Origin of the sequence: Coleofasciculus sp. B1-GNL1-01 (genome assembly GCF_040220235.1) — a bacterium.
Classification (GTDB): domain Bacteria; phylum Cyanobacteriota; class Cyanobacteriia; order Cyanobacteriales; family Coleofasciculaceae; genus Coleofasciculus.
Genome location: NZ_JAVJTO010000002.1, coordinates 12,419 through 33,472, shown reverse-complemented (window position 1 = coordinate 33,472; position 21,054 = coordinate 12,419). Strand labels below are relative to the sequence as shown.

The 21,054-nt window shown below is 45.3% G+C and carries 13 protein-coding genes and 2 pseudogenes; 6 read left to right on the top strand and 9 right to left on the bottom strand.

Annotation, left to right across the window (positions count from 1 at the left end; all coding sequences use genetic code 11):
- The 9 genes and pseudogenes from RID53_RS00170 to adhE all read right to left on the bottom strand — a co-directional run.
- Window positions 1–232, bottom strand: a pseudogene (locus RID53_RS00170) (IS1634 family transposase); the annotation flags it as partial.
- Window positions 233–388: 156 nt separating this feature from the next.
- Window positions 389–1,564 carry a DNA cytosine methyltransferase gene (locus RID53_RS00165; RefSeq protein ID WP_446386197.1) on the bottom strand — a complete coding sequence of 392 codons (1,176 nt, stop codon included), beginning with the start codon at window positions 1,562–1,564 and terminating at the stop codon, window positions 389–391.
- A gap of 675 nt (window positions 1,565–2,239) precedes the next feature.
- On the bottom strand, window positions 2,240–3,469 hold the full coding sequence (locus RID53_RS00160; RefSeq protein WP_446386196.1) for a radical SAM/SPASM domain-containing protein: 1,230 nt from the start codon (window positions 3,467–3,469) through the stop codon (window positions 2,240–2,242).
- A gap of 100 nt (window positions 3,470–3,569) precedes the next feature.
- Complete coding sequence (locus tag RID53_RS00155) at window positions 3,570–4,994, bottom strand: Ni/Fe hydrogenase subunit alpha (RefSeq protein WP_446386195.1); 1,425 nt, start codon at window positions 4,992–4,994, stop codon at window positions 3,570–3,572.
- Window positions 4,995–5,127: 133 nt separating this feature from the next.
- A complete protein-coding gene (locus tag RID53_RS00150) occupies window positions 5,128–5,676 on the bottom strand; it encodes an NADH-quinone oxidoreductase subunit B family protein (protein WP_446386194.1) in 549 nt (182 codons plus the stop codon).
- Between the two features lie 169 nt (window positions 5,677–5,845).
- Entirely contained in the window at window positions 5,846–6,562 is a 717-nt protein-coding gene (hoxU, locus tag RID53_RS00145; RefSeq protein ID WP_446386193.1) for a bidirectional hydrogenase complex protein HoxU, read from the bottom strand.
- Between the two features lie 200 nt (window positions 6,563–6,762).
- Window positions 6,763–8,391 (bottom strand): NADH-quinone oxidoreductase subunit NuoF, encoded by a 1,629-nt coding sequence (gene nuoF, locus RID53_RS00140; protein WP_446386192.1) that lies wholly within the window; start codon window positions 8,389–8,391, stop codon window positions 6,763–6,765.
- A 66-nt stretch (window positions 8,392–8,457) separates the two neighbouring features.
- Window positions 8,458–8,988, bottom strand: coding sequence for a bidirectional hydrogenase complex protein HoxE (gene hoxE / locus RID53_RS00135; RefSeq protein ID WP_446386191.1), 531 nt, complete (start codon window positions 8,986–8,988; stop codon window positions 8,458–8,460).
- Between the two features lie 125 nt (window positions 8,989–9,113).
- Window positions 9,114–11,798, bottom strand: a complete 2,685-nt coding sequence (gene adhE, locus RID53_RS00130; protein WP_446386190.1) for a bifunctional acetaldehyde-CoA/alcohol dehydrogenase — start codon at window positions 11,796–11,798, stop codon at window positions 9,114–9,116.
- An 809-nt stretch (window positions 11,799–12,607) separates the two neighbouring features.
- Here adhE and RID53_RS00125 point away from each other — a divergent pair.
- From RID53_RS00125 to RID53_RS00100, 6 genes and pseudogenes are all read left to right on the top strand, one after another.
- Window positions 12,608–13,343, top strand: a pseudogene (locus RID53_RS00125) (cytochrome P450).
- Window positions 13,344–13,749: 406 nt separating this feature from the next.
- The gene (locus RID53_RS00120) at window positions 13,750–14,127 is read left to right on the top strand and encodes a hypothetical protein (protein ID WP_446386189.1); all 378 of its coding nucleotides are present in this window, start codon (window positions 13,750–13,752) and stop codon (window positions 14,125–14,127) included.
- A gap of 494 nt (window positions 14,128–14,621) precedes the next feature.
- Window positions 14,622–15,902 (top strand): tetratricopeptide repeat protein, encoded by a 1,281-nt coding sequence (locus tag RID53_RS00115; RefSeq protein ID WP_446386188.1) that lies wholly within the window; start codon window positions 14,622–14,624, stop codon window positions 15,900–15,902.
- On the top strand, window positions 15,881–17,518 hold the full coding sequence (locus RID53_RS00110) for a COP23 domain-containing protein (protein ID WP_446386187.1): 1,638 nt from the start codon (window positions 15,881–15,883) through the stop codon (window positions 17,516–17,518). Before RID53_RS00115 ends, RID53_RS00110 begins: the two co-directional genes overlap by 22 nt.
- Window positions 17,519–17,565: 47 nt before the next feature.
- Window positions 17,566–19,290: a trypsin-like peptidase domain-containing protein gene (locus RID53_RS00105; protein ID WP_446386186.1), complete on the top strand. Its 1,725-nt coding sequence runs from the start codon at window positions 17,566–17,568 to the stop codon at window positions 19,288–19,290.
- A gap of 31 nt (window positions 19,291–19,321) precedes the next feature.
- Window positions 19,322–21,034, top strand: a complete 1,713-nt coding sequence (locus tag RID53_RS00100; protein ID WP_446386185.1) for a trypsin-like peptidase domain-containing protein — start codon at window positions 19,322–19,324, stop codon at window positions 21,032–21,034.
- Window positions 21,035–21,054: the final 20 nt, after the last annotated feature.

Here is a 21,054-nt window from a genome sequence, read left to right as displayed (position 1 = left end):
CACAGCGGCAACGTGACCGTGAGGGCGAGAACGGACTATGTTAAACGCTTCTTCGATGTCTTCAATGGCTTTGCCTCCTTTGAGAAGGATTTTTAAGCCGTCTACGGCTTCATCCGGCAATTTAGATAGGTTAGCTAGGGTCCGTTTCCGCACTTTCTTGCCTTCGCGGTAAGAGGAGCGAAGTAATACGGCTGGAGGAGAATTTCTGGCAAGGAACACGCTCTATGTACATGACTACAATTGTCTCACAGATTCTCTCCTAGAACTATTAAGAAAATCTTAAATATACATGGGTACGATTTGAGGGGGCTAAATTGCTAAAATGCTTATGCAGTAGGAGTTCAGTCCCCTGTAGTACATCTGGACGGGGGGAACTTCAGTTTAATTTTTATAAAGGGAAAAGTGAGAGTTGTTCAACGATTTCTTTTCCTCGCGGTTTATCTCCTTGAATCAAGCTGTAAAGATAAGTCCCAATGGCTTTTGCTAATCCAACAGGTACAGCATTCCCAATTTGTTTATACTTAGACGTTATTGACCCACAAAAAATCCAGTCGTCAGGAAAAGTTTGGATTCTAGCACACTCTCGCACAGTCAAGGGACGCAGTTCTACAGGGTGACACATATCTGTGGCTTTTTGCTGTGGACTTGTCGTCACAGTAGGTGAAGGCTTATCCCAGGACAATCGCCTGTAAAATCCAACTTTACCACCCCCTGACTTGTAAGCACCTCCCATTGCCTCTTCTTTCAAGTTTTCCGGTAAATATCTCCAGTTTTGTCCTGATTTGAGGAGTCTCAAATACTTTAAGCGCTTTTCTGAGTAAGGTGTAAACTCTGGATTTTGTTCAACTAAATTGGTTAACGCATCTCGTAAAGTACGCCACTTTGGTAAATCTCTACCGCTTTGACAATGGGTAGCCAAAGGAAATGTAACCGATTCACCATCTCTGGAACCAATAAACACAACCCGCTCTCTATTTTGAGGAACGCCATAATCGGCAGTTTCTAAAAGGTTGTACACCACCTTGTATCCAAGTTCGTGCATTTCTGCCAGTACCACCTTAAGGGCTGCACCTCTCATTTCGTCAGGTTCTAACGGTGGATAATCCGCTCCCCGTTGGTTAATGGGTCGGTGACGAATAGCAGCAGACAGTAACCCTTTCACATTCTCCATCACGAAAAATCGGGGTTGAATGTCTCGAACAACACGGACAAACTCCATAAATAAACTGCCACGAGGGTCTAAGACTGAAGCCCTTTTTCCGGCTGTGCTAAAAGGCTGACAAGGTGCGCCACCCACCACCAAATCTACCTCATTCGGGCGTAACGCTCTCCCTTTTCCTAAAACTCGACCCCCTTCTAAAAGTAAATCTTGGGTACTGATTGTTTCAATTGCCCTTGGGATAGCACTTTCATGAAGATAGGGTCGGTTAAGGGCTATGGTTTTTACTGAATCACGGTCTTTCTCAACCACGCTTACGGTATGAAATCCGGCTAACTCTAACCCTAGGTCTAAACCAAAAGCCCCTGAAAACAGAGAAATAGAAATAGCTTTGCCATCTATCACGGTTGTTACTCCTACACTAAATTGTAACGCCTGAGTCCATTAAAACGACTTGAAATATGGGAAGAAGTGGCTAAGGCTCTTACTGTTGAATGTTCGGACTAATCAAACTAACAATTTAGCACACTAAGTACGAAAGACCCGTATTTTTGCAATATGACAAGAGATCGGTTGAAACCCAAGCTACATCAAGGTTTCAGTGATTTGACATAAGTAGGGCGGCTAAAAAATCGCGCCAAGCCGCACGGTGAGGCAGTTTTGGTTTTTTGGCTAGGGAAACTTCAGATTAACGCTCTATTGTCACTCTGGGAAACGAAATGTCAAACCTGATTGCTGAAAGCCATGGCTGCAAAGTATTTGGGGGTTTAGAAACTGATAGGAACTCATGATATAGGAGCAATTCACCAAAGTCTTTCACTGTAAGGGTTTCAGGCTTCGCCCTTCCGAAAGTGACATAAGAGCGTTAATATCTCCAAAGATGAAGCCTTATTGACAGATGAAGACCACTAGATGAGATATGTTCAAGCGAATGCTATACCTGAAATCTGCTGTAAAAATTACGTAAGAACCATGGAGATTCAAAAAAAACATTCTAAGAAAACAGCTTTTTTATTCTGTTAGATCCTTTTCTATTTAAGGGTTAAAGCTCATTTAAATTGCTAATTTACCATAACCCGTCTAAGAGAGCCTTATTTTTTTATTTTCAAGGGAGACGAGAGCTTCCTGCTCGTGCCTACGAAAACAGTATGAGCCAGGAATCATACGCCCGATTTCTTCTGCCACTTTGTTTGCACGAGACCACAAAGTTGCAAGTCCCTCTTTGTATATGCTACCATAAGCACTTCGTGCGAAGGGACAAGGTGAAAATGATCCATCAGCATGAATCACGCAAGATGAGCGACCACAGCTACATTCTGGAATATTAATAACATCAAGATCTGAACGGCAACAAGAAGCAATCTTCTCTCTCAACTGGCTGTACTGTTCACTAGTCATTGCTCCCAAACTAGGTGCAATAGAGGTGTTGGAAGTTGCCCGCAAAGGCGAGATATATACCTCAGTTATTCCTAGTTCCTCACAAAACTCTGGTAAATAGTCAAGCTGTTCAAAGGTTTTGTTAGATACAGTTAGACTTAGACTTACAAGAGGAACCCGTTGCTTGAGCGTCTTAATGGCAATAAGAGTATTATCGAAAGCACCTTCACCCCGACTCAAGTCATGTGTTTCTCGGTCTAGTCCATCAAGGGAAACAGCAACCTGATTGACACCAGCTTCGCCAAGCTGCGCGGCATTTTCTTCAGTGACAAGTACGCCATTGGTAATCACTTTAACAAAAATGCGATGGAAACGTAGCTGGCTAATGATATCTGTCAACTTGTTGTAGCATAAAGGTTCGCCACCGAGTAGAGTTACCCAAGGTATCTTGTTAGTAACTAATTCACTTATAACTTGCTCGTACTCTTCAGGGCTAGGATCGTCAATAGTAATTTCATCCGGCTGATAACAAAAGAGACACCGTTTTTTCAGGGGACAACGTTCTGTTACTTCCCATAATACGAACCACGGGGATTTTAGAGTCAATGTATCAAATTGATACTGCCAAGGGTCTTGGTATAAACCGATGCTTGCTGCGTCAATAATTGGTTCGATATTTACAGGTGGATGACATTGAATGAAGCCATTGTGCAGCATGTATGCGAAGGTTGTTCGCAATCGGTTGTCCCAATCATCCCTTAGAATATCATCAAGTAACGCTGAATCCTCTATTCGGTTCCATAAAGAGAGGGCGGATTCATTCAAAAGTTGCACGATAGGCGGTTGTCCATTCTTAGGCTTGAGAAGAAACAGACGATTATCAGTTTCAATCCTTGAAAAAACATCCTCGGATCGGGAAATAATTGATTGCATAGCTTTTTCCTCCTTAGATTTTTTGATTGTGGTAGACAGTTAACTTGAACCCTTAAACCAAAAATCTCCCGATTTAATCGGGAGATTTTTAAATCTGCGCTTAATTACGCCAGACTTCATCAACAACATCCCCAGATGAACCCACTAACTGGATATGCAAGGGCATTTGACCAAACGCATGAGTCGAACAGCTTAAGCAGGGGTCAAAGGCACGAATTCCGGCTTCGACTCGGTTTAATAACCCTTCGGGTATTTCATTCCCGTGGATGTAATGTTTGGCAATTTGTGCTACGGTTTTGTTCATCGCCAAGTTATTTTGACCCGTGGCAATAATCATGTTGACTTTCTTGATAATGCCATTTTCATCCACATTATAATGGTGGAACAATGTACCTCTGGGCGCTTCACTGACACCAATGCCTTCTAAACTGTTAATTCCGGCTTCCGCACGAGTGCGTTTGGAGGCAATATCCGGGTCATTGACTAATTGTTCAATCCGTTCTAGGGCTGCCAGAATTTCCACTAAGCGGGCATAGTGATAGAAGAAGGATGACGTGGCGACACCGCCTGCGCGATCGCGAAATTCTTGTAACTCCCGATCCGCCGCTTCTGTCCCCATGCGATCGCAGATATTCAGTCGGGCTAATGGACCCACCCGATAAATCCCATCCGGGTATCCTAAAGGTTTATAGTAGGGGAATTTCAGATAAGACCAGGGTTCAACCGCTTCCCCTAAAAACTCCTGATAATCATCCTCACTGAGTCCATCAGCTACCTTATGCCCTTCACTGTCTTTGAAGCGAAGATGACCATCATAATGTTCCCAGACTCCATCTTTACCGACTAACCCCATAAACAGGGAGGGGAACAGACCAAAGGTTTCTACCTCGGTAGAAAACTTATCCAATAACTGCTTAAATAACCCCAGGGCGGTATCGAGAGTCGCCCGGGATTCGGGTAAGCGATCGCGTATCCAAGCCCGCCCTTCTTCCGATAAAGGCGATCGCACGCCGCCAGGAACCGCCCAAGACGGGTGTATTTTCTTCGCCCCCAACAGTTCGATCACCGTTTGACCAAACTGGCGCAAGCGAATCCCACTGCGGGCTAAATCCGGATCAGCCGCAATTAAACCAAACACATTTCGAGTCGCCGGATCACTATCCCAACCCAATAAAAAGTCAGGACTACTCAGATGGAAAAACGACAGCGCGTGAGACTGGGTAATTTGTCCCAAATTCATCATCCGCCGCAACTTCTCACCCGCAGGCGGCACCTTCACCGCTTGAATTTTATCCCCCGTTTTTGCCGACGCCAGTAAATGACTCACCGGACAAATCCCACAAATTCGGGCAGTAATTCCCGCCATTTCCCACATCGGGCGTCCTTCACAAAACTTTTCAAAGCCCCGGAATTCCACCACATGAAATCGGGCGTCTTCTACTTCCCCGGCGTCATCTAGAAAAATAGAAATTTTCGCGTGTCCTTCAATACGAGTAACCGGATCAATAACAACTGTTTTAGCCATAACTTTTTTGTCCTTTGTCCTTTGTCCTTTGTCCTTTGTCCTTTTTATGCTGTAGGGGCGCAATGCTTGCGCCCAATTTAATCCTAAAATCTATATCACCAATGACCAATGACCAATGACCAATGACCAATGACTATCCAAACTTAATCATTTCCCGTCCTTCCATCACAGGTTGTTCACCCCGCAGTAACGGTTCAACGGTAGCTTGAATGCGATCGGCTGAAGGGGGACATCCCGGCATAAATAAATCAACTTGAACCACTTCATGCACAGGGCGTACCCGATCTAATAATTCCGGTACAATTCCCGGAAAATTGGGTAACTGATTATTCGCATCCCCCAATTCCAAATAACAACGCTTGAGAACAGGTTCAGTTCCTCCCAACATATTTCGCATAGCAGGAACATTCGCCGTTACAGCACAATCCCCAAAGGAAATCAATAACTTTGTTCGTTCTCTGACCTTACGAATTAACTCTAAATTTTCTTCATTGGCGACCGCTCCTTCGACTAAACAAACATCAACATTTTCGGGATAGTCTTTCAGGTCAGAACCGACTGGACTATACACGACATCGACGTGTTTAGCCAGTTCAAGCAGCCATTCATCCAGATCCAGAAACGACATGTGACAGCCGGAACAACCAGCCAACCATACTGTTGCTAATTTTATCTTTGCCATGATTGATGTTTCCCTCAATTAATGATGTGATGATTGGAGCATGAAGGTGGGAATTGGGAATTGGAGAGTGGTCGTTTCTAATGGGAGATTAGACAAAAATTTATTTGTGTCTCCCCTATCTCCCCCATCTTCCCCATCTCCCCTATCTCCCCCATCTCCCTGATTCCCATCACCGCGTCCATTGTTTCTCTTCGCGTGCGGTAACCAGAAACTCCAATTTAGTTTTATCGCGTTCCATTTCTGCAACAGTAGACCCTTTCCGGAAAATCGAACCCGTGGGACAAGCATCCACACATTTTCCGCAAGAGGTACAAGCCTCTACCTCAGACCAAGGCTGATCCAACCCTGTAATCACACGAGAAGCAGCACCGCGATTAGCGACATCCCAAACATGGGCACCTTCAATTTCATCACAAACCCGCACACAACGGGTACACATAATGCAACGGTTGTGATCAATGCCGAAGCGATCGTGGGAGACATCAATCTCCCGATTCGGGAAGCGGTAGGGGAAACGAGAGTGATCCATTCCCACTTCAATCGCCACATCTTGCAGTTCACAATGACCATTTGCCACACAAACGGCACAGACATGATTGCCTTCTGCAAACAGCATCTCCACAATCATACGGCGATACTCTTGCAATTGTTCGCTGTGAGTGGAAATATTCATCCCTTCTGCTACCTGAGTAACACAAGCGGGTAACAGCTTATTAATCCCAGCAATTTCCACTAAACACAATCGACAAGCGCCAACATCAGAAACGCCTTCGAGGTGACATAACGTCGGAATATGGACACCTGCTTCTTCTGCCGCTTTGAGAATCGTGGTTCCTTCTTCAACGGCGACATCAATACCATCAATCGTCAATGTTTTTACTGACATATCGTATTTCGTCCTTTATCGTTTGTCTTTTGTCATTCGCCAACAAACTTACGGGTTTTGTTGTTCCTTTATGGGTGAGTCTGGGCGGGTTTTGTTGTTCCTTTATGGGTAAATATTTGAATTTAGTGGCTAAACCCGCCCCTACAATTGCGCCTACAATTGCGCCTACAATTGACCCTTCATGATCTTCCCGAAAAGGCTTATGACTTAACCGCCACCTTCCCATTCGGGCTATCTTGCAACAAGGTCAGATATTCATCCCGGAAATAACGCAGCGTACTCATCACCGGATTCGGTGCAGTTTGACCTAAACCACATAAGCTGGTGGCTTTGACCATACCACAGAGTTGTTCTAATTTTTCCAGATCCGCCATTGTCGCTTGTCCATTGAGGATCTTGGTCAACATCTGATACATTTGCATGGTACCAGCGCGACAAGGAATGCATTTACCACAGGACTCACCGCGACAAAATTCCATGTAGAATTGCGCCACATCGACCATGCTGGTTTCCGTGTCCATGACAATCATGCCACCAGACCCCATCATTGTGCCTAATTTAATCAGGGAATCGTATTCAACTGGGGTGTCAAATAAATTGGCAGGTACACATCCCCCAGAAGGACCTCCTGTTTGCACCGCTTTCACTTCCCCAGAAGGCGTACCGCCGCCCATTTCTTCCACAATTTGACGCAGGCTAATTCCCATTGGCACTTCAATTAAGCCCGTGTTGCGGACTTTACCTGTCAGGGCAAATACTTTCGTTCCTTTGCTCTTTTCCGTACCGATACTGGCATACCAATCTGCCCCCTCACGGATGATCGCGGAAATATTGGCAAAGGTTTCCACATTATTAATCAGCGTCGGACATCCCCACAATCCCGACTGGGCGGGATAGGGAGGGCGAGGACGCGGCATTCCTCGTCCCCCTTCAACGGAAGCAATTAGGGCAGTTTCTTCACCGCAGACAAAGGCACCGGCACCAACGCGGATGTCAATTTTAAAGTCAAAGGGAGAATCAAAGATCTGAGATCCCATCAACCCGTATTTCTTGGCTTGGGTAATCGCTTTTTGTAGGTGTTTAATCGCCAACGGATATTCCGCCCGGACGTAAATATAGCCATGATTCGCACCAACCGCATACCCGGCGATCGCCATCCCTTCAATAATCCGATGGGGGTCACTTTCTAAGACCGATCGATCCATAAATGCACCGGGATCTCCCTCATCAGCATTACAGATCACATACTTCTGATCCCCAGGCATCTTCGCCACAGTTGCCCACTTCAATCCCGTGGGATAACCACCGCCGCCGCGTCCCCGTAATCCACTTTGAGTGATTTCATCCACCACCTCTTCGGGGGTCATGTCGTGGAGAACTTTATATAGGTTTTGATACCCACCAACGGCAATATATTCCTCAATCCGTTCCGGGTTAATTTTGCCACTGTTTTCCAGCACAATTGGCTGTTGTAACGTAAAAAAGGGATGCTGAGGATCGAGGGGAATCAATCCATCCGAGTCATCTTGACTTCCCCCATTCATCGCCGCCACAATTGCGGGAGCCTGTTCAGGTGTCACCTGTTCATAAAGAAGTCCCTTCGACTCAATTTCTACCAAGGGACCTCGACCACAAAACTTCATGCAACCCACGCTACAGACTTCCACGGTATTGTGTAAATCCGTCGCTTTTAGCGCCTCATCTAAACTCTTTTTCACTTGCTCAGAGTTCGAGGACGCACAGCCCGCTGCTGTACAACAATGAACCCGAATCGGTTTCCGACTCGCCCGTTCTTTTTCCGCAATTTCCAGAAGTTCAGCTAGTTCCATAAGGTTAGTCCTTAATAATAAATTATGAGTCCTTACCCTTAGTCATCAAATGACATAAGATATAAACTATTCCAGCCACTCTTTCACATTGTCCATAATTGAATCTGGCGTCTGTTTACCCAAAACTTTGCCATCAAAAACGGCAGCGGGTGCTAAACCACAAGCCCCAATACAACGGGCAGTGACCAGTGACATCTTGCCATCGGCGGTTGTTTCGCCTTGCTGAACATGGGCTTCTTCAGCTAGCTTATCCAGCAGCGCCCCCGCCCCTTTGACATAACAGGCTGTTCCTAAGCAAACGACGCAAGTATGCGCCCCACTGGGTTTAAGGGAAAATAAATGATAAAACGTTGCCACACCATAGACACGACTGAGGGGAAGTTTGAGTCCGCGTGCAACGTAGATGAGGACATCTTCTTCTAAGTAACCAAAGGCTTCCTGCGCCTTGTGCAACACTTCAATTAACGCATCTGGACGATTCTGCGCTCGCTTCATGGTGATATCTAACACCTTAAAGCGCTTGTCACCACTGGGATGTTCTTTTTTCTTTGCTTTAGATTTTTCTGGGACAGCCTTTTCTGCGCTGGCTGATGACATAATGTTCACTCCTCTTTACTTGTTAATGGGTTGGACTAGGGTAGGTTGATTTCGAGTTATCGTTCATTGGACTAAACAAATGACATAAGACGAATGACAAATAACCAACCTACCCCAGCAAAGGATTACATAGCCGGAACGGCAGGTTGGGTATCGGATTTGATATTGGTATCACCGATCGCACCATTGCCGTTGATGGTTTCGACATCAGGAACCTCGCCCAAGTCGCCATAATAGGCTTTGGTGAGGATTTCCTTGAGATCTTCAATCAAGGGATAGCGGGGGTTCGCGCCTGTACACTGATCGTCGAATGCCTGATCCGCCACTTCATCCAGCTTGGCGAAGAATTCCGCTTCAGTTTCCTTAATCACATCCTTAAGCGCCGCCGGAACACCCACCTGACGCTTGAGTTCCTCAATCGCCCCAACTAGCCGATTCACTTTCTCCTCTTCGGTATCGCCGCCTAAGTGCAGGTAATCAGCAATCCGAGAATAGCGCCATTTGGCATTGGGATATTTGTACTGGGAGAATGTCGCCTGCTTAAAGGGCGCATCCGTGGCGTTATAGCGAATAACGTGGGAAATTAACATGGCATTCGCTAACCCGTGGGGGACATGGAAAATAGCCCCTAATTGGTGTGCCATGGAGTGACAAATGCCCAGAAAACTATTGGCAAACGCCATTCCTGCCATTGTGGCGGCATAGTGCATTTTCTCCCGCGCCTTGGGATCATTTGCCCCATTTTTGTATGCCGAAGGCAGGTATTTAAAGATCAGCCGGGTGGCTTCGAGTGCCAACCCATTGGTATATTCACTGGCTAATACCGAGACATAGCCTTCTAAGGCGTGACTCAAGGCGTCAAGTCCCCCAAACGCGGTGAGACTCTTGGGCATATTCAGGATTAATTCGGGATCAACGATCGCCATATTCGGCGTCAAGGCATAGTCTGCCAAGGGATACTTAATATCATTGCGGCGATCGGTTACCACGGCAAAGGGGGTAACTTCTGAACCCGTTCCCGATGTCGTGGGAATCGCTACCATCATCGCTTTCTCACCCAAGGGGGGCAGTTCATACACCCGTTTGCGGATATCCATGAACCGCATCGCTAACCCCTCAAATTCAATCTCTGGATGCTCATACATCAGCCACATAATTTTGGCAGCATCCATAGGCGAACCCCCACCCAAGGCGATAATCACATCGGGCTTGAAGGTGTTCATCAACGTCAATCCCCGATGTACGGTTTCTAAGGAGGGGTCTGGCTCTACGTCATAGAAGATATCGTATTTGAGACCAATTTCAGCCAAAACATCTTCAACGCTAGCCGTCATCCCTAGATCGTAAATGGGTTTGTCGGTGACGATAAATGCCCGTTCCTTGCCAGCTAACTCCCGCAGGGCTACGGGCAGAGACCCATACTTAAAGTACACCTTGGGCGGTATCCGGAACCACAACATATTTTCCCGCCGTTCCGCGATCGTTTTCACGTTTAGCAGGTGTTCGGGACCAACGTTTTCACTAATGGAGTTCCCTCCCCAGGTACCACAACCCAGCGTCAACGACGGATCAAGGCGGAAGTTATAGATATCCCCGATCGCACCTTGGGAGGAGGGGGTGTTAATCAAGACGCGAGACGCCTCAACTTGGTCTTCAAACCGTTTAATATGGTCAGCATTGGCTGGATTGGTGTACAGCACCGCCGTATGTCCGCGTCCGCCAAACTCCACTAACTGTCCAGCTTTGTCTACCGCATCCTCAAAGTTTTTCGCCCGATACATTGCCAGAACGGGGGAGAGTTTCTCGAAGGAAAAGGGTTCATCAGTGCCAATCCCTTCCACTTCGCCAATAATCACCCGGGTTTGTTCCGGTAAGGAAAATTCGGCTAATTCGGCTAATTTTTCAACAGGTTGACCGACAATTTCGGCATTTAAGCGCCCATTGACAATAATTTTACTCCCCAGTTTTTCCCGTTCTTCTGGTTTCAAGAAGTAAGCGCCGCGATTGATAAATTCTTGGCGCACTTCCTCGTAAACATTATCCAAGACAATCACCGACTGCTCACTGGCGCAGATCATGCCATTGTCAAAAGTTTTACTCAGAATAATCGAAGACACCGCCATTTTAATGTGAGCGCTGGAGTCAATCACCGCTGGCGTGTTTCCTGCACCCACACCGAGAGACGGATGTCCCGAAGAATAGGCGGCTTTCACCATTCCCGGACCCCCGGTTGCCAGAATCAGCTTCACATCGGGGTGCTGCATTAAGGCTTGAGACAGGGGTACTGTGGGTTCATCAATCCAGCCAATAATATGTTCTGGTGCGCCAGCCGCTACCGCCGCCTCTAACACCACTTTTGCTGCTTCCAGCGTGCATTGTTTGGCACGGGGATGGGGGGAGAAAATAATCCCATTGCGCGTTTTCAGGGCAATCAGTGCCTTAAAAATCGCCGTTGAGGTGGGGTTGGTGGTGGGGACGATCCCGGCTAAAACACCAACGGGTTCAGCAATTTTCTGGAAGCCGAAAGACTTGTCCTCTTCGATAACTCCACAGGTTTTGTCCTGTTTGTACTTGTTGTAGATCATTTCCGAGGCAAAGTGGTTTTTAATCACCTTGTCCTCAACCACTCCCATTGCCGTTTCACTAACGGCTAATTTTGCCAGAGGAATACGGGCTGCATTAGCTGCGAGTGCCGCTTTTTTAAAGATGGCATCGACCTGCTCTTGCGTGTAACCAGCGTATTGGGTTTGAGCGTTTTTAACCCGTTTAATTAATTCTTCGAGTTCCTGATGGTTTGTGACTTTGATCATGTTAGTTGCAGTAAGTCTCGTCATGCGTATTGATTAGGTTCCTCACACCCACTATTGAGCTTGTTCTTGTTCTTGTTATTGCTCGCTCGTGTAGAAATCAGGCAGGTTTCCCCGCTCAAGCGACTGAGTTTCTCCTTAAGTCGTCACCGAGATAAGTCCTATCTCCGGTTGTTTATAATCTGTGGTCTTAAGCGAAGTCCAAGGCATACTTTACTGTCCTTTTTCCTAACCTATCGTCTGTTCTGATTACCGTTTCATCGCTGGCAATAGTATCGACTCCCAGTATAAAGTGGGCGGGGAAAGCGAAAAATCTCCTAATGGGAATACTCACATCTGCTCCTCCTAATTCCCTAGGATGATTAACCAGATGATCAACAAGCAGACCGTTCCTCCAAATGCAGTATAGATCAAGGATTCATGACTAGGGTAGTCCTAGAAATCTAAGAAATAATTTTCCTCCCGTCACACCTACTATACTATCTCGAATGGGAGATTTGTAAACCAATAAATCCATGAATTTTTTAAGATTGCGTTAGACTTAAGCCTCCTAATTTTTAGACTTTCTTAATAAACAACCCTTGAGTTGTTCAAACGCCAGACTAGCTTTTTTCAACCTGCCAAAACTGTTAACCATGAACCAAGTATCCGACAAGGCGGCTGCATGTCCTTAATAGCACTTGCCGTATCGGTTTGTCGATAGGGGGAGAATTACCACTGAGACGAGAGGGTTCCTCTATCTCCAGACGTAAACGTTGCAAACTTAAAATAAACTTAACACAATGAAATTATTCTTTTAATATTGATAGGCGATGACGACCACAGACGAACTAAAATCCCGACCCTTACCTCCCGGTGATTTCGGTTTACCGTTGATTGGGGAAACCATCCAGTTTTTCCGTGATCCCGACTTTGCCCAGAAGCGTCATCAAAAATATGGGTCGATATTCAAGACCAAGTTATTTGGGCGTCCCACGGTGATGATTAGTGGTTCCGAGGCGAATCGCTTTGTCCTCACCCATGAGAACCAGTACTTTACCAGCACCTGGCCCCCCAGCACCAAAATACTCCTGGGACCCACGTCTCTAGCGGTACAGGGCGGTTCAGACCATCTGCAACGACGCAAAATACTCTCCCAAGCCTTTCAACCTAGGGCATTAGCAGGATATTTGACCGCGATGACAGAGATTGCCCAGGGTTATCTACATAAATGGGAGGATCTGGGTACATTTACATGGTATCCAGAATTGAGAGAATTGACCTTTGACATCGCCTGCAAATTGTTGGTTGGTGAAGATTCCGCTTAACCCTCAACGGGCGGAGGATAAATCCAAACCCTTTAGTTATGTTCCCTTTGGCGGTGGGGTGCGCGAATGTTTAGGGCGAGAGTTTGCCAAATTGGAGATGAAATTATTTACCGCATTGTTAGTGCGCGATTATCAGTGGGAACTACTTCCGGAACAGAATCTGGACATGGTTGCAGTACCGACACCCCATCCCCGCGATGGTTTACAGGTTAAGTTTTGGCGGCGAGAGGCTGAAAATTAAGTCTTTGTCACATAGTCACGTAGGGTGGGTTAGGCGGGGCTTAAATTCAGGCGATAATGATTAATGAACTATCCGCCGTAACCCACCGATAAGCTGTCATGCATTTAAATTGGGAATGGGTAGCGAGCAAGATGCTCAATGTAGCGAGCAAGATGCAAAGCCTGCGGCATGGCTTCGCTAAACGCACTACGGCAAGGATTTCGCCATTATTGACATTAAGGTTTAAATGCCGAACAGCTTATTAATTGGGTTCGTTCATAACCTTTTATAAAGGGCGCAAGTCTTTGCGCCCCTACAAACGGCATATATTATTTAAATAAATGCGACGTTGATGTCCAACTCTTCACTGATATAAACCCTACCTAATACGGTTTTTTCCTGTAAATGGTCAAAGGTGGATAAGGTTATGGTTCAACGAATAGAAGAACGATTAGGTACAGCCATTATAGAATATACCCCCAACGCCATTAAGTTCCAGGGTTTATCCCTAGAAACATTACAACAAATTATTGCCGAGGAATATACTCAACTATCGGCACATTTTAATGCCGCTCCCTCAGTTGGTTCATTTATTGAATTTGGACAGCGATGTCAGAGAAATGGAGTGACAGCAACCTTTGATGGAATAGCATTTCCCGATAAAAAAAGTCCCAATTTGGTCGTTGATTCGATAACGGTTATCGGCGTAAAAGACTTAGACTTTGCCGGAGAATTTGTGCGATTTGTTTGGGGGTGCGATGAAATGGAAATTAGTTCGCAAAAGTTGTATGCTTGGTGGGATTAGGAATAAATATTGATTAAATAATACATCCTCAGTGTTAATAGTGGTGGGTTACGGCGGATAACTCATTGAATAGTTATCGTCTTCATGAAAGTCCCGCCTAACCCACCCTACGTGATCCCACAAATTTAAAGTCAAGCGAGACGGGTCAAACCGTTTTGGTGGGCTAGTTCCAAAGCTTGGCGATATTCTTCATTCAGGATGTTGATGATGACCTAAAAAAAAGTCTGCCCAAAAATCAACTTTAATAACGAACTAATCACTAATAAGCGATAAAAGGGATTATTTTGTAGCATATATTACCGTTTTCGAGGTGATTCAGGAGATGATTGGATTATTGCATCAGGGTTCTAGGCGATCGCTCGATTGTTGGGGACACCCATCAGTGTGACTAGACGAGCCTGATACCGTTTAGCAAATATTTGTAAACTTTTAGTGAAAAATATACTTTAACTGGGCAAAATAGAACCGATTATTGCCTCTAAGTCAATAGAACGATGCCAACTTCTCTAAGTACGGCACTAGAACGCTATCAAGCTGCTCTGGAGGGTCTAGACCAGACTGAAGCGGCTGTTGATGTGGAACAAGTGTTGGCGGTATTGAATGCACGGGATACGGTGCAGGTGGCGCTGAAACAGCAGTCTCCTGTTCCGAATAGTCAGTTGCAAAAAGTGATTGAGTTGGATCAGGCGCTGCGGGGAAAGGCGGAAGTGATTGCTAAAGCGGTGAATTACCAAACCGCTGAACAATTCGCCCAATGGCGGGAAAGTGTACACCCATCCCCAGATGCTTGGTGGTGGCGGTTGGAACGTATCGCCCCCCACCATCCGTGGGATCAATTCGATTGGTTGTGGCGCAGTCTAACCATTGCGGGTTGGACGGCGAATCTGAGTTTGTTGGTGAATATTGCGGGTCGCTTTTTTAGTCAGGGTGCAGGATTAGCGGGTGCAGCAGCAGTAATTTTACCGAGTATTTTGGCATTATTGCAGGTGCGAAGTGAATTGACGAAATCGGGTCATGAAGGGTTTAATAAACTGTTGATTCAGCTCAAAATTCCCACTTATTTGCGGGAAGAGGTAATGGCAGGTTCAACCTTACTAATGTCCGTATTTCTGATGGCTTTTTGGTTATCGCTGCCGAATATTTCGCAAGTTTATAACCGTTGGGGACTTGAGCATTATCGACTGAGAAAATTAGGTACGGCGGAACAGGAGTATTTGAGGGCAATTGCTTTGGATGAGAATAATGTAGATGCTTATTATAATTTGGCAAATTTATATGAAGACAGGCAAGACTTGAAAAAGGCAGAGAAATATTACCAGATTGCTGTTGGCGGGGACTTGCCTGAGGCGTATAATAACTTGGCTCGCCTGTATATTCAGAAGCAGAAATATCCGCAAGCGGTGGCGTTATTAACTCAAGGACTGGTGTTAGCCAGTGAACAGCAAAGCTTTCCTGATGTGCGCTATAACCTATTAAAGAATATGGGTTGGATACGGTTTGAGCAAGGCAGATATGAAGAGGCAGAGCAAACCCTAAAAGCGGCGATTGGTATTGCGGAAAATCCAGAAACGGCGCAGTATATTGCTAACCATGCCTCAGCCCATTGTGTTTTAGCTCAGGTACTGGATCACCAAAAACAATCGACAGCTTTAGGACATTGGCAAGAGTGTTGTCAAGGAGGGTTCCGACTCAATAGCGATGAGGATACCTGGTTGCATTTGGCTAACCAAAAATTGAAAAAGGCAGGGAAAGAATGCAGCAATACTGGAATTTGAAAAAGTTACCGATTTTTCACAGGAAAGACATTTGGGGAACGTTAACCCACGTTGTCGTTTTAAGTTTATTGCTAATCGGTGGAGCCACGCCAGCGCTAAGTCAGAGAACGAGTCTCAATATTTTATCTGAGGTGAAAGGTGATGTCAGAATTAAACGAGCAGGACGGCGGAACTACCAGCGAGCTTATGGCGGTGAATTCCTGAATTCCTCCGATAGGTTGCAATTAGGACGAGGTGCAACTGTGAAAGTACTTTGTTCTAACTTGTTCATTTGGAATCTTCGGGCTAAAGGAGAATTTCCGGTTTCCCGTGGTTGTCCAGTTCCTGAAAGACCTGATATTATATTCCCTAAGAATCGCAGGCGTACTCGCACTTCATCTGATCTGACAATTCCTTATATTATTAGTCCTCGCAATACAGCTATTTTAAATGAGCAACCAATACTGCGCTGGAATGCCGTTGAAGGCGCAACATCTTATCAGGTGCAAGTCAGGGGATCACAAGTTAATTGGATAACCGAGGTGAATCAACCCCAAGTGGTTTATTCTGGAGAGCAACCCTTTCAACCGGGGAGTCGCTATTGGGTGATTGTTACGGCGGATAATGGAACGTCTTCGCTGGAGGAACTTCCGGCTGGATTTACAGTGTTGGGTGAAGAGGAGGCTCAAGAGATTCGGGCGAAGATTGACCAATTGCAGCAACAGCCGTTAAATGATGAGTCAAAAGCGATCGCACTTGCTCATTTGTATCGAAGTTATGATTTAAATGCGGCGGCGATTGAGGTGTTGGAGGGATTGGTTAGTGAAGGGAACCAAACCACAGCCGTTTACCAGCTTTTAGGCAGTATCTATGACCAAATTGGCTTAATTCGGTTAGCTGAGGAACAGTACGAGATGGCACTGGAGCAAGCTAAGGCAGAGGATAATATTGAAGCTCAAGGGATGCTCCAATCTAGTTTAGCTGAGGTGAAGGAAGCACTAGACGAATTACCGCCAGCCTTTGAGTTGTTTCAGGCGGCTCAAGCGAATTATCGTACTTTGGGGGATGAGGAACAAGTTCAGCAACTTCAGCAGAAGTTAGATGCGTTGGAACAGAGGCTGTCGGTTGCTGTTCCTGAGGTTCATCGCGATCAAGACGTAACCTTCTTCTGTGGTACGAGTGAGGGAGTTCCAGCAACCCTTGCTCGTACTTCACAGGGAGTAGTGCCGATGATTCTGTGGAATTCTCCAGATATCAATACATCAGGTTCGACGGCTGCGGAACTGTGCCAGGATGTTTCGCAAAAACTCCAGACTTCTTACCAAAATGGTGAGTTCAACTACATCAGCACTCGCCGAGTGGATGGGCAAACCGTAGCCTGTCTTGTTGAGAATGAGGTAGGAGGTTGCCGGGAATCGTTATTTGCGCTCATGGATGGAAGTAGTCATCCTAGAAACAATCCTAGAGCGGCGCTACAGCGGATTATGCGTATTCGTGTTCCTCTGACAGGACCAATTCCGGAACCGCTACCTCCTATTCTCATCAATCTGGAGCGGTATCTCAATAGTGAGTATCCTAGTCTCACACCAATTCGCAGACGCATTCCAATGCCTCAATCTGAGTCGTTTGAGCGTTAAATCAGCGTCAAAATAAGGGTTAATTTTAGATTAGGGATGGGAATGGAATGTGGCAGAATTTCTCCTCTGGACTATCGGCAGCATTGATGGGTGCAGCCATTGTGGTGGTGCAACCACAAATTGTTACAGCACAAGTCGATGAACAGGCGCAAGCGATCGCGAGTTTCGCCAGAAATACCACTGTGGTAATCAACGGTCAAAATCCGGGTTCTGGGGTGATTATTTCCAGACAAGGCAATACCTACTATGTGCTTACCGCAAAGCACGTTGTTAACATTCCAGATGAATATGAAATTGTCACCTCCGATGGCGTTAAATATCCCCTAGACTATGGCACGGTTAAAAAATTACCAGGATTAGATTTAGCGCTAGTGCAGTTTACCAGTGATAAACACTATCCAATTGCCCTAGTGGGAGATTCTGACACCGCAATTGAGGGAGGAACGGTTTACATCTCCGGTTGGCCCCATCCGGGACGCGCCATCACTCAACGTATCTTTCAGATTACCTCAGGGAAGATATCGGGGCGTCCTCTAGAGTCGTTAGAGAATGGGTATGACTTGGTATATACCAATATCACCCGTTCTGGCATGAGTGGTGGTCCGATATGGGATGCTCAAGGACGGGTTATTGGTATTCATGGACAGGCGGAGGGAGAACAGATTATTAATCCAGATGGGAATACAATTCCTGTGAAATCGGGATTTAATTTAGGTATTCCCATAAACATATTTTTAAAACATTCTTCCAAAAATGACAGTAGATTACTTTACTTGCAAGATAATTTTTCTATTAGTGACACTATTTTATCTGACAAAAGATGCCCCAAAGAAAGAGCCTCTTCAATTCAAGTATTTTTCAATTCTGATTATCAACTAATAGCCATGTATGCTGTAGATGGTATCATCCATCTGTGCAATATGACGACTGGTCAAGAAATACAAACTTTTGAAGAATATTATTATCGTTCTCACCAGGGAGGTTTAGGTTTAAGTTTAAGCCCAGATGGTAAAACCCTTGTCAGTGTTGGTAGAGAGGATGTTGTAAGTAGTGGTAGAGACGACAGACGTATCACAAGTATCAAAATTTGGAACGTTAACACCGGACAATTGCGGCATACCCTTACCCGCAATGACGGATTCAGTCGCCATGTCCTTTTCATTAGCCGGGATAGCAAAACATTAGCTAGTAACCATGGCACAATGATCAAAATTTGGGATCTTAGTACTGGCAAATTACTGCATGAGATTGATCAAGGGGATACGGTTACGGGACTTAGCCTTAGCCCAGATAGTCAGATTCTCCGCAGTGCATCTGTTAGCGGACGTATCAAAATCTGGAATTTAGCTACAGGGAAATTATTGAATACTTTGCCTTGGCAATTGCCTGTTTCTGCTACTGCATTCAGTCCTAGTACACCAATTTTAGCCGTTGGTACTTTGAGTTCTACAGATCTGGGAAATGATAATTCTCCTTCCAGCAATGCTGCTGACGCTACGCTTAAGATTTGGAACTGGAAAACTGGCGAATTACTGTGGACTTTGGCAGAGAATTCTCAAACGATTGATTCCCTTGCTATTGATCCAAGTGGGCAAATGCTTGCTAGTACAAGCGAAAAGGAGATAAAAATTTGGAGTTTACACACGGGACAACTGCTGCGTACTCTAGATGCTGGCAAACCTGTAAAGGCAATAGGTTTTAGTGCAGATAGTCAAACGCTGTTCAGTACTGATCTATACGATCTTCAGATCTGGCAGGTAGCAAAACATTAACTTGAACTTTTTTGTGTACTGAGGGTAAAAGATGTCTGAGAATTTTTTCTCTGGATTATTAGCAGCGTTGGTGAGTGCAGCAATTGTAGTGGTGCAACCACAAATTGCAATACCGCAAACAGTGGATGAACAAGCGATCGCATCTCTTGCCAAAGACGTCACCGTGGTAATCAATGGTCAAAATCCCGGTTCTGGCGTGATTGTTTCTAGGGATGGTAACACCTACTACGTCCTCACTGCCAAACACGTTGTCGCCACTCAAGATGAATATGAAATTGTCACGTCTGATGGCACTAAATATCCCCTCAACTACAGCAGTGTCAAAAAATTACCTGGAGTAGACTTAGCGCTGGTAGCGTTTACCAGCAACAAAAACTATCCTCTGGCTTTACTAGGGGATTCAGAAGCTACTACCGAAGGCGCTACAGTTTATATTTCTGGTTGGCCCCATCCAGGACGTGCCATTACTCAACGTATCTATCAAATCACTAAAGGGAGTATTTCTGGTCGTCCATTGGAATCTTTAGAAAACGGCTATGGCTTAGTTTATACCAACATAACCCGTTCTGGCATGAGTGGGAGTCCGATATGGGATACTCAAGGACGGGTTATTGGCATTCATGGACAGGCGGAGGGGGAACAGATTATTAATCCAGATGGGAATACAATTGCTGTGAAATCGGGATTTAACTTGGGTATTCCCATCAACACATTTTTGAAACTCTCTTCCCACAATGGTATTGACTTATCTTATTTGCAGGATAACTTTTCTCTCATCGATACTATAGTGTTTAAAGAACCCTGCTCAAAAGCAGACGTACATAGGTATTATGGGTATTATTTAAACGTTAGTCCTGATTATCAAATGATTGCTATTGTTCGTATAACAGATATTGATCGCAACAGTCAACGTGAAATCAGTTTGTGCAGTACAAAAACTGGTAAAGAACTGCGAACTCTAGAAGGGCATTCTTATCGAACTGAATCACTTGTTTTCAGCCCAGATGGTCAAATATTGATAAGTAAGGGTATAGACGACAGAGACAGAAGCAGCACAAGCATCAAAATCTGGAACGTCAACACAGGGCAATTGCTACGTACCCTTACCAGCTATGAGTATACTGGTCGTGTTTTCATTAGCTCCAACAGTAATATTTTAGCCAGTATCCATGATTACAAAATAGTTAGAATTTGGAACCTCAATACTGGCAAATTGCTGCACGAGGTTGATCATGAGGAGCAAGTTACCACGGTTGCCATTAGCCCGGATAGCCAGATTTTTGTCAGTGGCAGTTCATTCGGAACTCTCAAAATTTGGAACTTAAGTACAGGCGAATTGCTGCGTACCTTATCTGGACAAGGGGTTATTAACGTTATCGAATTCAGCCCGGATAATCCGATTCTCATCAGTGGAAGTTGGAGTTCTAGAGACAGTATTGGTTCTCCCGAAAGCACTGTTGATGATGCTACGCTCCAAATGTGGAACTGGCAAACGGGTGAGTTACTGGGGACTTTAATAGAAAATTATGGAACTATTGATTCTCTTGCTCTTGAACCATACGGACAACTTCTTGCCAGTACCAGTAAAAACGAGATCAAAATTTGGAATTTACAGACGGGGCAACTGTTGCGTACTTTGGAGGCTAATGGAATTTTCTTGTCAGTAGCGTTCAGTGGAGATGGTCAAACGCTGTTCAGTACTGATCTATACGATCTTCAGATCTGGCAGGTAGCAATACCTTAATTTTAACGTTCTTGTGTACT

Bases quoted from the DNA above. Each gene is read 5' to 3' on its own strand.
- hoxU (WP_446386193.1), bottom strand. From the start codon at position 6,562: ATGTCAGTAAAAACATTGACGATTGATGGTATTGATGTCGCCGTTGAA.
- RID53_RS00155 (WP_446386195.1), bottom strand. From the start codon at position 4,994: ATGGCTAAAACAGTTGTTATTGATCCGGTTACTCGTATTGAAGGACAC.
- adhE (WP_446386190.1), bottom strand. From the start codon at position 11,798: ATGATCAAAGTCACAAACCATCAGGAACTCGAAGAATTAATTAAACGG.
- RID53_RS00115 (WP_446386188.1), top strand. From the start codon at position 14,622: ATGCCAACTTCTCTAAGTACGGCACTAGAACGCTATCAAGCTGCTCTG.
- nuoF (WP_446386192.1), bottom strand. From the start codon at position 8,391: ATGGAACTAGCTGAACTTCTGGAAATTGCGGAAAAAGAACGGGCGAGT.
- RID53_RS00120 (WP_446386189.1), top strand. From the start codon at position 13,750: ATGGTTCAACGAATAGAAGAACGATTAGGTACAGCCATTATAGAATAT.
- RID53_RS00100 (WP_446386185.1), top strand. From the start codon at position 19,322: ATGTCTGAGAATTTTTTCTCTGGATTATTAGCAGCGTTGGTGAGTGCA.
- RID53_RS00105 (WP_446386186.1), top strand. From the start codon at position 17,566: ATGTGGCAGAATTTCTCCTCTGGACTATCGGCAGCATTGATGGGTGCA.
- RID53_RS00150 (WP_446386194.1), bottom strand. From the start codon at position 5,676: ATGGCAAAGATAAAATTAGCAACAGTATGGTTGGCTGGTTGTTCCGGC.
- RID53_RS00160 (WP_446386196.1), bottom strand. From the start codon at position 3,469: ATGCAATCAATTATTTCCCGATCCGAGGATGTTTTTTCAAGGATTGAA.
- RID53_RS00110 (WP_446386187.1), top strand. From the start codon at position 15,881: ATGCAGCAATACTGGAATTTGAAAAAGTTACCGATTTTTCACAGGAAA.
- hoxE (WP_446386191.1), bottom strand. From the start codon at position 8,988: ATGTCATCAGCCAGCGCAGAAAAGGCTGTCCCAGAAAAATCTAAAGCA.